Here is a 13573-nt window from a genome sequence, read left to right as displayed (position 1 = left end):
ATTAAAGCTACTCAGTCACCGGTAAGATTCTAATTTTCCAGACCTATGTAATTCTGTCAAGGCGTCATACCCACCTATTAATTTGCCATCAATAAAAATTTGAGGGAAAGTAGACAAATCACTACGTTTTTTTATCATTTCAAATGATTTATCATCATCTATATTTAAAACTTTATAAGGGACTTGTAATGTCTTGAGCATTCTAAGCGCCCTTGCTGACCAAGGGCATCCGGGCAAAACAGCAATTTCAAAACTTTGAAGAGTCTTAATAGATGGGTCCTTGCGTCCCTCCCCAACGGCATCCAAAGGGAGTTCGGAAAAACCAACCAATATCTCCGCCCCTTTTAATACAATTGTGCCTGGCTCGAGGTGACCACCCCAAACCTGACAATCTCCATCAGAGAGACTGAGATGAAGATGAACCCCTTTTGGGGAGAAGGTCCCATTAAGGGTGATTATCTCCAGATTTCCTTCAAGCACCGTTGGCTGAACCCGCCCGGGACACTGAAAGGCGGCTCTAGAGAGATTCCCAACTACTCCTAAAACGAAGCCTGAACCATTCTCCCTACGACCCACCTCCTCAATACTTAGGCGAAGGTCGCTGCCAGGAGACAATCTCAAAGGCAACGCACGCATTGGTTCCTCTAATTCAATTAACTACAATAAGAGATGACGGAGAGGAGAGAGTAGAAAACTAAAGTCAAACAACAAATCATGACCTTTTCAAGTCAACGATGCCTGCTCCACAAAAGGAGATTAATCATGACTAACACAATTTAAAAGATAAGTGGTTCAACTAAAAAGTCTTATTGATTGCGAATTGGCAATCGGTGGTTATCCAAGGTTTAAATACGATGCCACCGGAGGCGGTGGAGTTGGGCAAGTCTCAACAAATGATCAGGGGGAGCACGAAAAAATTACATTCGACACCAATACTTTATTGATACCACCACTTAACACAAAAAGCACCAAGGTTCTTGGACTCCCTTTACCTCCTTACCTTGAGATATCGGTTAAAACAAAGAAACTTTGTGGAGAGATTAATAGATTAAATGGGAAGGTAAATCTACAGTTTGAAGCCTTATTCTGTTTCTCTATTGGGAATCTAATCAAAGCACCTGATCTCATTGTGAAAACCAATCTAACCACTGGAGAGGCAAGAAGTAGTCGTCATAGTGTTAAAGGAAAGCTCGTCAGTCCTGAAGGAGTAGCAACACTTGTCGGCATAGCAAATGTTGCACCTACAGGAAACACAATACTTGATAAATTCTTAGGTCTACCTGATGAGGCATTGGCAATTTTAAATTGTCAATTCTTATATGAAAATAGCTTTAATGAGCCTTAAAAAAGACATTATTAAACAGGCCCAAATGAACACAAAAGGTTTACTATAATATGAGCTCTAAGAACTGTTACTTCTCCTCCATGCGTCTAACTATATATGTCATTAATCCAAGGGACCCAATTAGAACCAATAACAAAAAAGTGGTCATGGGCGCTCTCCAAAGTTTACTAAGTATGTCAGGTTCGCATTGAAAATGCATTATTCACCAAATACGTTGAGATTGTGACAACCAAATCAAAGATGAAGACTTTCTCAAATAGCAGACTACTTGCCAATGCTCTTACCTCATCACGTTTTTTTATAGCAATCCCAATGGTTGTGTCCTTCTCAATTGGGGAGGTTGCGATCGCTTGGTTGCTAATGCTTATTGCCGGAATAACTGACGTTCTAGATGGATGGCTAGCAAGGCGAGCAGGTGGAGGCAGTAAATGGGGAGCTCGTTACGACCCACTTGCAGACAAAATATTATTAGCCTTACCAATGATCTGGTTAGTAGAAGAAAAGATTCTTCCCTTTTGGGCAATTTGGATAGTTCTTTCTAGAGAAACAATTATTTCAGGATGGCGCTCCGAACTTATCTCAGGAGGTCCTGCTTCAAAACAGGGTAAGGCTAAGACAATCTTTCAATTTCTAAGTCTTATGTTACTTGTATGGCCTAATTCCTGGGGGAATGATTCCTTAATTATTATCCTAAACGAAGTGGGATTATGTTTTTTTTGGATCTCTCTGATTTTATCTATTAGCTCAGCCATTTTCTATCTCAAGTTCCAATCAAAAGTTGATCTGAAGTAAAGTCAGGTTCTTTATTAGAATTGAGTAAATAATCATTCTCAAAACTATCTTTTAATCCCTTCTGAAGGTCTGTCTCTGGAAACCAGGCCAAATCAGTTTTGATCTTAGTTATGTCCGTAAGAAAATGACTAATTCTAAGAGGGAAGGCTTTACGTGCTTTTGGGTCCAATCCTGATGGTTCAAAAGGACGTATATCAATATCCTGTGGAGATTTGCCACAAGCAATTGCTGCAGCATGAATAAGACCCAGAAAAGTTATACCGCTACTACCAGAGCAGTTATATGCCTGATTAATCGCCTTATCTACATCAAGGCTTCTAACCATTGCCCCAGCAAGGTCTCTAACATGACCTAATTGCGTAATAGTTCTTCCATCTCCAGGCATTGGAACTGACTTGTTATGAACAATTCGGTCAAAAAACCAGCTTTCTATTGGGTTGTAGTTACCAGGGCCATAAATGTAAGTAGGTCTAAAACTAGTAAAAGGTATACCCTCCTTTCTTAACCAATTTTCCGTTTCAACCTTGCCAATATGCCTGCTAGAAGGGTCAATCGGACTCTCTTCTGTAAGCGGCCACTGATGAGATGAGGCGTAAATTCCAGCAGAACTCACATAAACAAGTCTTTTGCTAGGGGGTCCTACTACAGAGACGACACGTTTGGTGTCTTGAAGCGTTCGCCCTGAGCTATCGACGATTACATCATATTTTCTACCAAGTAACCCCTTCAAACCTTCTTCATTTGATCTATCACCAAGTATGTGCTCAACAGCCTCTGGGATCGAATGAATCCCCCGTGTAAACAAAGTCAAAGAGTGCCCTTTCGCAGCAAGAGCCTGAACCAAGGGCTTACCAACAAATCGGGTCCCACCCATTACGAGAATCTTCACAGCACAAGAAATTCAATACAGACCATTGAAGCGTGTAACGCAGCCATTTATTGTCAAGCAAAGAATTAGATATTGGTCTTTAAAGGCCCTGAACAAAATTCCTATGGAAATCATCCCTGCGATTGATTTACTTGATGGCAATTGTGTGAGGTTGAACCAAGGCGACTACAACAGGGTTACTCATTTCAACAATGATCCAGTAAAACAAGCTCTGTACTGGCAATCACAAGGAGCGACAAGACTTCACCTTGTAGATCTTGACGCAGCAAGGAGCGGCCTGCCAAAAAATGATTCAAGCATTCTTGCAATAGCAAAAGCCGTCAATATCCCCATTCAGCTGGGTGGTGGCGTTCGTACAAAGGAAAGAGTAAAAGAATTAATAGAGTATGGGCTAGACAAAGTAATTCTTGGGACAATTGCTATAGAGAAACCCTTAATGGTCAAAGAGCTTGCAGACCTATATCCTCAAAAAATCATTGTTGGAATAGATGCCAAAAATGGAAAAGTTGCAACTCAAGGGTGGCTGAATCAGAGTGATGTTCTAGCAACAGAGCTGGCCAAGAGCTTTAGGGATATAGATATTTCATCGATCATTTGTACTGATATATCGACTGATGGGACACTCGCAGGACCAAATCTTCAAGCGATGCGAGATGTTGCTGGTGTGAGTAATGTCCCAGTAATTGCATCTGGAGGGGTAGGTTCAATAGCAGATATAATTGCTTTACTACCTCTCGAATCCATTGGGGTAACAGGCATTATTGTAGGTAGAGCCTTATACGACAACGCTTTTGAGCTACAAGAGGCTAACAAAGTTGTGCGCAATTACAACCTTCAAGATCCGCCTAAAGAAAATGTATTCAATGCCTAGCTACTTATAGATAATGGTCCCCCAAGACAAAAAATCTGTTTTGAAAAACAACCAAAACAAACGAATTTAATGTCATGGGCTGGAGGATTTGAAACTATCTGGTTACCTTGGTTTAAACGTATTCTGCAAAAAGCGCCTTGGCTAAAAGCGAATCAAACCAGGTACTGCTGCTGGCTTCAGATTTGCTTGGCGAATCCCTAGCTCTTCAACTCAATAATAGTGAATGTGATATTCAAGTTTTCCTAAATCGCGATCAGCTAACTCACCAGCCAGCTCTGATCATCTGGTCTATTGAAAGTATTGAAGCCCCAAATGCAATTCAGTTCGAACTAAAACAACTTAAAAGAAGTTGGAATTCAACACCCGTTCTACTACTTATCCCTAGTCAAGTAAGGCTTAATAGTCTCGAGCTTTTAGAGCTAGATTGTCCAGGCCTGTTACAAGCAGCTGATCTAGAAACACTTAAAGAAGCTATCAGCACTCTCTTAGGAGGTGGGCGAGTAGTAAGCCTACAAAGCGAGGAACCTCGAAAGAATATCTTAAATACTCCTGCAATGGGTGTTGGTCAATGGCTTTTAATTAGCGGCCTACAACAAATTAATAATGATCTGCAACTTATTTCTAATATTCTAAATGAGCCCCACCAAAGAATTCATGGGGAATTCATATTAAAAGGCCGCAAACGAGAGCTAACCGCCGCCAAAGCACTTTTACTATGGCTTTGGGGACCATTACAGGGATCCACAAACCCTTCGAATGCAAATTTCATTGCTCAAAAGACACCTGGCCAAGGGCTTGGATTAGACCTTAGGGATGCCCTTTCTCTAGGGACCGATGGGACAACTATCACTATCACTGAGCGTAATGGTGCCGCCGTTTGGACAGCCATTCGCGATCGACTTCAGCAAACAATCAATAGAGGTGTTGAAAATGCAACTGGAAATGTATTGGCACTGGAAGGTTTAAATCCTTTGAAACAAAAAGAACTTCTACTAGCTTTATTATCCCAGTTAAATAAACTCATAGAAAAGCTAGGACAAGAAAATGTCCCTGAAGAATTACTTTGTGAGACATGGATTTCACTACAGCGGGAATTAAAAGAAGAAGCCCTTAGGAACATCACGGGAGCCTACGTACGCCTACCAAAGAATGGTGAGTTAACGGCAGTAGCTGAAGAGCTCCTTACCATTTCAGATCTATTCCAAGAAGATGAGGAATTACCAAATTCAAAATTCCTTGTCGACCCTCTCCTACTAAATAAACCAGTGTTATTTGAAGGGCAACTTATCGCGCCTGACGATCCTCGTGCTTTATTACAAATAGAAGTTCTTGTAAGTAATTGGCTTGTAAGAACAGCTGAATTACTTAGCGCAGAGATTCTTGCTGCTTGCGGCGAATGGCCCGAGTTACGTCGTTACCTCCTAAACAAAGAGCTGATATCTACTAGAGAACTAGAAAGAGTGCGTAACCAACTCAACAGCAAAGCTCGTTGGACGTCCTTAATTCAGAGACCAATTCAACTTTATGAAAGCAAACGACTCTTGTACAAGATACGTAATGGAAAAGTTGAACCACTACTGATAACAGAACCACGCGATGAAGAGCTTCGCCAACTTGGTTGGTGGCAACAACAAGTAGCCCTATTACTTGAAGCACGAGATGCCCTTGCCCCACAACTGCAAACACTCGTTCAACGTTTTGGAGATCTTATGGTGGTTATTCTCACCCAAGTAATAGGAAGATCGATAGGCTTAGTTGGTCGAGGAATCGCCCAAGGGATGGGGCGAAGCCTTGGACGGAGTTAACCCCCACTAGACAAAAACATCCAAAATCTTTCTGTAAACCTATTTCCTTATCAATTCAGGCTGATGACAAAAACACTAAGCTCAATCTTCAGCCTAGTTATTGCAATAATTTTCTTTGCACTGCCAGCTAGAGCGGCTAGAGATACTGACAGCTATGACGGGAATATATTTCCTATTTATGCAGGTAATGGCTCTTTAGTACCACCCCCAAACACTCTTGCTGAATCTCTTGAACAAAATCGTACAAGCGTTGTTGTCTTTTACCTTGACGACAGTTCAACCAGCAAAACATTTGCTCCAGTTTTATCAGGTATCAAGCTCCTTTGGGGTCCAGCTGTAGATCTTCTACCAATAACAACAGATAACATTCAAGGTCAACAAACAAATGACCCCAAAGAAGAGGCCTTCTATTGGCATGGAAAAATTCCTCAGGTAGTGGTAATTGACGGAAATGGAAAAGTTTGGCTTGACCAAGAAGGTCAAGTACCTATAGATACAATAAATACTGCGATTAGTTCTGCTACAGGACTTGAGCCCCCCTCATTCTCTGTAACTATAAAAAGCTTTAACGAATACAACAGTGAGCCTGCAAAAGAAGGCTATACAGATCCTCGATAATTGACTCCCTTTAAAAATAAATTATCCTTAAATTTGTCCTAATAGAAACCTCCAACAATTATTTTTAGCTTTTCAAGCTGAATCGAAATTTCCAAATCCATCCAATAGCATGTCACCAACTATTGTATTAATCCTGGCCTTAGGCATTGGTTTATTACTTCTTGAGCTGTATCACCTTCTAAAGCCCTCCTCGCCTTTAGAGTTAAGTGCAATCAGTTACGAGTTAAGCGAGAGTAATTGTGCGCTTGAGATAATAAGTTGGTTCGAAATAAAGAATCTTAACGATACAATTGAGATAATGGTTCCTGAGCTCAAAGTAAACCCTGTCCTAATGGGTTCAATGGACTTCAATGATATCATTATAGAGACAAAAACTATAGCTCATCATCCAGACCAAACCTCACGACCTGATAATTACTGGAAGGCCTATATAGTCAAAGGAAAAAAGAAAACACAAGTTGAGATAAGAGTATTAATTAAGGATCTAAAAGAAAATTATAAAACAAGGTATTTTGAGAATCTATGGTTAGATATCCACTGGACTAATTATGGTCCATTTGGCAGACTTAACCGCAGAGAAGGATTTAATATCGCATTAAACAGACCACAGAGAGTTAACTCCGAAAGTATCAGTTTTCACGAAAATAATGGTTATAGTGTATTACCAATAAAGACACACCTATTAGGTGTATTTGACAATCCAATAGAGGTTCTTAGTTATTATTCAGAGAATCTACTTAAACCAAGGGATATCTTGACAATTGGAGAAACTCCTCTAGCAATTATGCAAGGTAGATATAAACATCCAGAGGGAATCAAGCCAGGACTATTAGCCTTGATAATGTGCAGGGCTTTCCATCCAACCAGTAGCCTGGCTACAGCTTGTGGATTTCAATCACTAATTGATTTAGTTGGACCAAGCCGAGTAATCATTGCCTGGTTTTTAGGAGTCGTGACAAAGCTAATAGGATTAAGAGGAGGTTTTTATGTTTTTGCTGGGGAACAAGCGAGGCTCATCGACGACATAACTGGGACTACACCACCTTACGACCAAACAATTGTTCTAGGCCCTATCTCTTCAGAAGTTTTCTGCGAAGAGGCGGCATCAATTCTTGGGGTAGACGTAGCGATTGTTGATGTCAACGATCTTGGGCGCGTCAAAGTTATTGCAGCCAGTGAAAACTGTAATCGTCTACTCCTCAAAAAGGCTCTAAAGCCAAATCCTGCAGGAAATGCAGATCAAAAAACCCCAATTGTTCTAGTCAGGCCATGCTGATAGCGAAAAGGCACTTCCAGTTATAAATAGATAGATTGCAATAAGGTCTTTATAAGTGCGTGATCGAGGGATCGAAAAGCCCGGTTCGTGTGGAACCGCTAAAAGCGGTTCACTTTCCTATGTTGAGTTCCAGCCTGCAGTCTGATCTTCTGAGCTGGTTTCAACAAGCACTAATTAATGGATGGCTTGCAGAAGCAGAAAACCTTTTTCCGCAAATACTGCCCTCAAGACAACCTATATGTTTAATAGCAATAGAACATGAGAGGATTATTGCTTATGAACTCTTACAACCATGTAATAAACGAGGAAGTTGTTGGTCGATCTCAAACCCAAAGCTTTTGAACAATCCAAAAGGCTTAACTCTAAGAGAGTTAAATTTAAAGTTTTTTCAAACGGCAATCGAATTACAAAGCAACAGAGCACAAAGCTGGATAGTTCGATGTCCTGTGTTAGACAAAGATCTTCTGGGTGTTACCAGAGAACTTGGTTTTCAACAACTAAAGCTATTTAGTAATTGGGCCCCTCCAAACAAACAAGACATAGCAGTACAAAGTTCACAAATTTACAACAACATGAAAGGTTTCAAATGGTCTCCAATTACTAGAGCAACGGCACCATTACTTTGGTCACTAGAACAAGCATCTGAATCTGCCCACCTACGTCAAATCATCGACCGTCAATGGACTGACCTACTAGCTCAAAGCACAAAAGAGAACTTAGTGTTGCTGAGCAATAGAGAATCCAGAGAAGTGGCAGTTGCAGGAGTAATAAAAAGATCTGGGTCAGCACCAGAGAAGATATTTGAAATAGTTAGAGATCTCTGCTGGGACTCAAGATTATCAAGCGCGATCCCAATTGTTTTAGAGAAGTATCTATCAACTTCTACAAACCTAAAATTCACTGTAGCCACTGAAGACAAGCCCTTAAATGATCTTCTAAGTGAATTGAAATGGAATTTAGTTGGTGAAGAGCTACTTATGGGAAGAAGTGTTTGGCGTAGGCAAACATCCAACAATATCAAGACAGGTACTAGTCCACTTGAATCGATGCTTGGAAGATTGCGACCTCAACAACCTCCTCTTCCTACACCATCACTTGAACCACGATAATGAGCATTGCCAGATCTCGATCAGTGCTTGCTATTGATGTCGGTCACAAACGAATAGGCCTAGCTGGTTGTGACCCACTAGGCATATCAATTACGCAACTCCCCCCCCTCGCAAGAGGAAAATTTGAGGAGGATTTAGAAAGAGTAAAGCTCCACTGTGAAAAGAGGAAGGTAGAAGGATTAATAATCGGACTACCTCTCGATGAAAACGGTCTCATTACCAAGCAAGCCGTTTTATGTAAGAGATATGGGGAAAAACTTGCGAGTGCACTCCGATTGCCAGTGGCCTTAGTCAATGAACACAGCACAACCTGGGCAGCCAACGAACGCTTTAATTTTTCTAAAGATAAAAGTGGAAAGCTAGACAGTGCCTGTGCAGCTTTAATGCTTGAACAGTGGTTAAGAGAAGGGCCTGAACTTAAACCGGTCTAATTGGCGTCACCTAAAGCAAGCAAGTTCAACTGTGATAGTGGATCCTGTTCAAAAGAACAGACACCCTTCATGTCTTCACAAGATCTTAGTAACAACGGAGAGGTCCCTACTGTTCAGGTTAGGGATAGCAAAGGTAGTGGTTTGCTTTGCTTCTTAGAGCAATTAATTCCACTAGATAACATTGAGTATGGCCTTCTTACACCAGTTGATACTCCTGTTTCACTATTTAAGATCAAAGAAGACGCTGACCCAGAACTCGTCGAAACTGTTGCAAGCACAGAACCTATTCTGTCTGTAGCGGACGTTGTTCTTCAAGAGCATGATCTAACACTGGTCCGTTCGGCAGTAACGCTCACTGTTACTGGTGAACTTGATGAACCGGATCCAGAGGAACTTGAAGAAGATGATTTTGATGATGATTCAGAAACCTATGAACTACTTGTGACATTTAGAGTCGAAGACGACGAATATGGTCTTTACATACCCTTAGATCCATTTTTCATAGTTGCACGGATAGAAAATGGACAGGCAATCCTCGTAGAAGGTGAAGAGTTCGACAAGATCCAACAAAAAATAGAAATGGAACTAGATGAAAGGGAGTCTGCTGACTAATGCACAAACACTGGCTCGAACCAAACTGGGAACCTGGTTTAAGCATTGCGGAACTACCCATTAATCACTTCCTTGAATTAGGAATAAAAGGACTTGTTCTAGATGTCGACAAAACACTATTACCAGGAAGAGATCTTGATTTACCTCACTCAGTTAAAACTTGGGTAATTCAAGCAAAAGAACAACTACACCTTCATCTTTGCAGCAACAACCCTTCAAGCAAAAGGATTGGATCTGTAGCCAAGGAGCTTGGAATTGCCTATACCTGTAAAGCTGCAAAACCGCGAAAGCGTGCTTTATTAAAAGTACTAAATGACCTGAAGATTGATCCCAAAAAGATTGCAATTATAGGGGATAGAATATTTACTGATATACTAGCTGGTAATCGTCTCGGTCTATATACAGTACTTGTAAGACCTATAAGTCATGATGGATCTTCGACTAGAAAATATAGAGTTCAAAAGTTCGAGCAAAAACTTGCAAAGTTTCTTGGAGCTTACTCTAAATGATTCTTTGGGTAGTAAAAGTTGGAACAAGCTTGCTAAGAGGCAATAAAGATCACCCTACTGCAAGTGTAATCGAAGGATTCAGTGAAGCCATTGCTCAATGTCATAAAAAGGGAGACAGAGTTGTTCTTGTTACAAGTGGTGCTGTTGGTCTAGGCTGTAACAAACTTGGATTAAAAAAGCGGCCTGAAGACGTTATCTCACTACAAGCTGCTGCCTCTATTGGCCAAGGCCAACTAATGGCTCTTTATGAAGCCAAAATGAAACTCAAAAACATCAAAGTAGCGCAAGTCCTGTTAACCAGAGCCGATCTTGGATCTAGAAACAACTATCGAAATGCTTCTAATACTTTAAAAAGACTCTTGGATTGGGGTGTCCTACCAATTGTCAATGAGAATGATGTTCTCTCTACAGAAGAACTACGATTTGGCGACAACGACACCCTATCAGCATTAGTAGCGGCAGCCATAGGAGCAGACCAATTAATTCTTTTAACTGATGTTGATCGTCTCTACTCAGATAATCCAAGAACTAACTCAGAAGCCAAACCCATAACCGATGTTCTACATACAGACCAAATTCAGTGCTTTAGTGATGGAATTAACGAAGTCCATACATGGGGGACAGGTGGAATGACAACAAAACTGGCAGCTGCCCGCATAGCCACTGCTAGTGGAATAACAGTGCATCTTGCTGATGGCAGGAGTCCAGAAATGCTTACCGATCTTTTTCAAGGCTCTAGAGGTGGAACGGTATTTCATCCCCACCCCAGCCCTATAGGCAACCGAAAAAGCTGGTTGGCTCACGCCTTAAAACCATTAGGCGAACTAACCCTTGATGAAGGAGCTAGCAATGCAATCAAAAATCAAGGAGCTTCTTTATTGCTAGTCGGAGTAAAAAAAATTGATGGCAATTTCTCAGCCAACCAAGCTGTAAGAATCATGAATCACACTGGTATCGAAATTGCCAGAGGAATTAGCTCTCTAAGCAGTGAAGAACTGCAGTTATCACTAGTTTCTCAGAATGCCCAGGAAACAAAATCACCAGTCGTAATTCACAGAGATGTATTAGTCCTTACCGAAGGGCTTATCTCCTAGAACTAAAAGAACTATTAGTATCAACAGCGGAGCCTTCTTAAGATGAAATTCAGTAAATTAATCTCTTGTCTCAAAAAAGGAAAGGCCGAGCTTCAAGAATATGATTTCGCACAAGATCCTCTTCTATTAGGAGCAGAATCTCTTGATAAAGCAGAATCACACCAGATAAGTTTTCTAGAGACAGGAAACTCTCTCTCATCGGAATTAATTAATAGCAAAGCTGGCGCAATCCTTCTACCTGATGAAGAAAAGCTACGGGGAATTGCTATCCAAAAAGGTATTGCCTGGGCAACGCTAAAAAACCCTAGACTTGCCTTCGCAGAATGCCTTGACGTATTGCACCCTAAAAAACAACCTTTAGTAGGAGTTCACTCCTCAGCGGTAATTGGGAAGAATGTATTACTTGGAGAGCATGTATTTATAGGAGCAAATGTTTACATTGGTGATAATTGTCGTATTGGTTCCAATTCCCTGATACATCCAGGCACTGTTATATATGAAGAAGTTGTAGTTGGCGAGGGGTGTGAAATTCATGCAAATTCTGTGATCCAAAGGAAGTCAAATCTTGGGTCACAATGTGTTATTCATTCAAATGCTGTCATCGGTTCAGAAGGGTTTGGATTTGTTCCTACTAATCAAGGCTGGCGAAAAATGCCCCAAACCGGAATAGTTGTTCTAGAGAATGAAGTTGAAATAGGTTGTGGCTCAACAGTAGATAGGCCAGCTGTAGGTGAAACACGAATCGGAGCAGGAACAAAAATAGACAACCTCGTTCAAATTGGGCATGGGGTGGTTACAGGCAGAGGATGCGCAATGGCTGCTCAGGTTGGTATTGCTGGAGGCGCCCATCTTGGGAATGGTGTAATCCTCGCAGGACAAGTCGGCGTTGGAAATCGAGTAAATGTAGGCGATGGAGTAATTGCAAGTTCAAAAACTGGCATCCATGCTGATGTTCAGTCCGGAGAGGTTATAAGTGGCTTCCCTGCCATGTCGAATAAATTGTGGTTGAGGTGCTCTGCAATTTTCAGCAAATTACCTCAACTAGCGAAGACAGTTCGTCAGCTCCAGAAATGACCAGCTCTGTAATCTTTGGAATAATGCAATTACTCAGGAATTAGTAATGCGAGAACACCGCATAGTCCTTCTAGCTGGCGATGGGATTGGCCCAGAAATCACTTCAGTAACAAAGAATCTCCTAGAGGCTGCAAGCAAAAAACATGAATTCAATTTAATCTTTGAAGAAAAGCCTTTTGGGGGTGCCGCCATCGATGCTGTTGGGCAACCCTTGCCAACAGATACTCTTAAGGCCTGTCAAGCAAGTGATGCTGTTCTCCTGGCAGCGATAGGTAATCCTAGATTTGACAAAAACCCAAGAGAGCTAAGACCAGAATCAGGTCTTCTTGAGTTAAGAGCAGGATTAAAACTCTTTGCAAATCTCCGGCCAGTCAAAGTCCTTCCAGCATTAATAAATAGCAGTAGTCTAAAAGCTGAATTTATTAGTAATGTTGACTTAATGGTTGTTAGAGAACTCATCGGTGGAATATATTTCGGCCAGCCAAAAGGGCGTATAAAAACTGACGAACAAGAACGTGCTTTTAATACAATGTGCTATTCAAGTAGTGAGATCGATAGGATCTCAAGAATAGGCTTTGAAATAGCCAAATCCCGTAGAGGAAGACTTTGTTCTGTTGATAAAGCGAATGTTCTTGATGTAAGTCATCTATGGAGAGAACGTGTCACGAATATGAGCAAAATGTTCCCTGATGTTGAGTTAACTCACTTATATGTGGACAATGCAGCCATGCAATTAGTTAAAGAACCTGGGCAATTTGATGTGATTTTAACAAGTAACCTTTTTGGCGACATCCTGAGCGACGAAGCGGCCATGCTCACCGGTTCAATCGGTATGTTGCCTTCCGCATCCCTTGGAAGCGATGGACCCGGCTTGTTTGAGCCAGTTCATGGTTCCGCCCCTGATATTGAAGGCCTAGATCTTGCCAACCCAATTGCGATGGTTCTCTCTGCGGCCATGATGCTTCGACTTGGATTAAACGAGAACAATGCTGCACACGATCTTGAACTTGCTGTAGAAAAAGTTCTTGATAAAGGGTTTCGGACAGCTGATATCTTCTCTAAAGGCAGTAGCAAACTGGGATGTAAAGCAATGGGTGAGCAATTGCTGGAAGCCCTTTGAGGTAAATAAACATCTAAAGCTGATACTG

15 protein-coding genes are annotated in these 13573 nt (G+C 41.3%); 13 read left to right on the top strand and 2 right to left on the bottom strand.

Annotated elements, in window-relative coordinates:
- Window positions 1–15 precede the first annotated feature (15 nt).
- Window positions 16–636, bottom strand: a complete 621-nt coding sequence (locus SOI83_RS00880; protein ID WP_320676708.1) for a PCC domain-containing protein — start codon at window positions 634–636, stop codon at window positions 16–18.
- 151 nt (window positions 637–787) lie between these two features.
- On the opposite strand from SOI83_RS00880, the gene SOI83_RS00875 reads away from it, so the two are divergent.
- Both SOI83_RS00875 and SOI83_RS00870 read left to right on the top strand, forming a co-directional pair.
- Window positions 788–1345: a hypothetical protein gene (locus tag SOI83_RS00875; RefSeq protein ID WP_320676707.1), complete on the top strand. Its 558-nt coding sequence runs from the start codon at window positions 788–790 to the stop codon at window positions 1343–1345.
- Window positions 1346–1585: 240 nt separating this feature from the next.
- Window positions 1586–2137 carry a CDP-alcohol phosphatidyltransferase family protein gene (locus tag SOI83_RS00870; protein ID WP_320676706.1) on the top strand — a complete coding sequence of 184 codons (552 nt, stop codon included), beginning with the start codon at window positions 1586–1588 and terminating at the stop codon, window positions 2135–2137.
- Here the strand turns inward: SOI83_RS00870 and SOI83_RS00865 are convergent.
- Complete coding sequence (locus SOI83_RS00865; RefSeq protein WP_320676705.1) at window positions 2106–3011, bottom strand: NAD-dependent epimerase/dehydratase family protein; 906 nt, start codon at window positions 3009–3011, stop codon at window positions 2106–2108. The two genes, SOI83_RS00870 and SOI83_RS00865, sit on opposite strands and share 32 nt — an antisense overlap.
- A 118-nt stretch (window positions 3012–3129) precedes the next feature.
- Between SOI83_RS00865 and hisA the strand changes: the two genes are divergently transcribed.
- The 11 genes from hisA (at window position 3130) to leuB (ending at window position 13545) form a co-directional block, all read left to right on the top strand.
- Window positions 3130–3897: a 1-(5-phosphoribosyl)-5-[(5-phosphoribosylamino)methylideneamino]imidazole-4-carboxamide isomerase gene (gene hisA, locus SOI83_RS00860; protein ID WP_320676704.1), complete on the top strand. Its 768-nt coding sequence runs from the start codon at window positions 3130–3132 to the stop codon at window positions 3895–3897.
- 137 nt (window positions 3898–4034) lie between these two features.
- Window positions 4035–5702, top strand: coding sequence for a DUF3685 domain-containing protein (locus tag SOI83_RS00855; protein ID WP_320676703.1), 1668 nt, complete (start codon window positions 4035–4037; stop codon window positions 5700–5702).
- 63 nt (window positions 5703–5765) lie between these two features.
- Window positions 5766–6320: a thylakoid membrane photosystem I accumulation factor gene (locus tag SOI83_RS00850; RefSeq protein WP_320676702.1), complete on the top strand. Its 555-nt coding sequence runs from the start codon at window positions 5766–5768 to the stop codon at window positions 6318–6320.
- A gap of 109 nt (window positions 6321–6429) precedes the next feature.
- Entirely contained in the window at window positions 6430–7596 is a 1167-nt protein-coding gene (locus SOI83_RS00845; RefSeq protein ID WP_320676701.1) for a F420-0:Gamma-glutamyl ligase, read from the top strand.
- Between the two features lie 119 nt (window positions 7597–7715).
- The gene (locus SOI83_RS00840) at window positions 7716–8705 is read left to right on the top strand and encodes a hypothetical protein (RefSeq protein WP_320676700.1); all 990 of its coding nucleotides are present in this window, start codon (window positions 7716–7718) and stop codon (window positions 8703–8705) included.
- Window positions 8705–9136 (top strand): Holliday junction resolvase RuvX, encoded by a 432-nt coding sequence (gene ruvX, locus SOI83_RS00835; RefSeq protein ID WP_320676699.1) that lies wholly within the window; start codon window positions 8705–8707, stop codon window positions 9134–9136. The genes SOI83_RS00840 and ruvX overlap by 1 nt, the downstream gene beginning before the upstream one ends.
- Window positions 9137–9205: 69 nt before the next feature.
- Window positions 9206–9748, top strand: coding sequence for a DUF3727 domain-containing protein (locus SOI83_RS00830; protein ID WP_320676698.1), 543 nt, complete (start codon window positions 9206–9208; stop codon window positions 9746–9748).
- Window positions 9748–10257 carry a YqeG family HAD IIIA-type phosphatase gene (locus SOI83_RS00825; protein ID WP_320676697.1) on the top strand — a complete coding sequence of 170 codons (510 nt, stop codon included), beginning with the start codon at window positions 9748–9750 and terminating at the stop codon, window positions 10255–10257. The genes SOI83_RS00830 and SOI83_RS00825 overlap by 1 nt, the downstream gene beginning before the upstream one ends.
- Window positions 10254–11351: a glutamate 5-kinase gene (proB, locus tag SOI83_RS00820; RefSeq protein WP_320676696.1), complete on the top strand. Its 1098-nt coding sequence runs from the start codon at window positions 10254–10256 to the stop codon at window positions 11349–11351. The genes SOI83_RS00825 and proB overlap by 4 nt, the downstream gene beginning before the upstream one ends.
- A 42-nt stretch (window positions 11352–11393) precedes the next feature.
- Window positions 11394–12425 (top strand): UDP-3-O-(3-hydroxymyristoyl)glucosamine N-acyltransferase, encoded by a 1032-nt coding sequence (lpxD, locus tag SOI83_RS00815; protein ID WP_320676695.1) that lies wholly within the window; start codon window positions 11394–11396, stop codon window positions 12423–12425.
- A gap of 46 nt (window positions 12426–12471) precedes the next feature.
- Window positions 12472–13545 (top strand): 3-isopropylmalate dehydrogenase, encoded by a 1074-nt coding sequence (leuB, locus tag SOI83_RS00810; protein ID WP_320676694.1) that lies wholly within the window; start codon window positions 12472–12474, stop codon window positions 13543–13545.
- Window positions 13546–13573: the final 28 nt, after the last annotated feature.

The organism is Prochlorococcus sp. MIT 1300 (assembly GCF_034092375.1).
GTDB lineage: Bacteria > Cyanobacteriota > Cyanobacteriia > PCC-6307 > Cyanobiaceae > MIT-1300.
Note: the sequence above shows the minus strand (reverse complement) of the source record. Positions and strands in the feature narration are given on the sequence as shown.

Coding starts and splice junctions, on each gene's coding strand:
- SOI83_RS00880 (WP_320676708.1), bottom strand. CDS start 636: ATGCGTGCGTTGCCTTTGAGATTGTCTCCTGGCAGCGACCTTCGCCTA.
- SOI83_RS00870 (WP_320676706.1), top strand. CDS start 1,586: ATGAAGACTTTCTCAAATAGCAGACTACTTGCCAATGCTCTTACCTCA.
- SOI83_RS00865 (WP_320676705.1), bottom strand. CDS start 3,011: ATGGGTGGGACCCGATTTGTTGGTAAGCCCTTGGTTCAGGCTCTTGCT.
- hisA (WP_320676704.1), top strand. CDS start 3,130: ATGGAAATCATCCCTGCGATTGATTTACTTGATGGCAATTGTGTGAGG.
- SOI83_RS00850 (WP_320676702.1), top strand. CDS start 5,766: ATGACAAAAACACTAAGCTCAATCTTCAGCCTAGTTATTGCAATAATT.
- SOI83_RS00845 (WP_320676701.1), top strand. CDS start 6,430: ATGTCACCAACTATTGTATTAATCCTGGCCTTAGGCATTGGTTTATTA.
- SOI83_RS00840 (WP_320676700.1), top strand. CDS start 7,716: ATGTTGAGTTCCAGCCTGCAGTCTGATCTTCTGAGCTGGTTTCAACAA.
- ruvX (WP_320676699.1), top strand. CDS start 8,705: ATGAGCATTGCCAGATCTCGATCAGTGCTTGCTATTGATGTCGGTCAC.
- SOI83_RS00830 (WP_320676698.1), top strand. CDS start 9,206: ATGTCTTCACAAGATCTTAGTAACAACGGAGAGGTCCCTACTGTTCAG.
- SOI83_RS00825 (WP_320676697.1), top strand. CDS start 9,748: ATGCACAAACACTGGCTCGAACCAAACTGGGAACCTGGTTTAAGCATT.
- proB (WP_320676696.1), top strand. CDS start 10,254: ATGATTCTTTGGGTAGTAAAAGTTGGAACAAGCTTGCTAAGAGGCAAT.
- lpxD (WP_320676695.1), top strand. CDS start 11,394: ATGAAATTCAGTAAATTAATCTCTTGTCTCAAAAAAGGAAAGGCCGAG.
- leuB (WP_320676694.1), top strand. CDS start 12,472: ATGCGAGAACACCGCATAGTCCTTCTAGCTGGCGATGGGATTGGCCCA.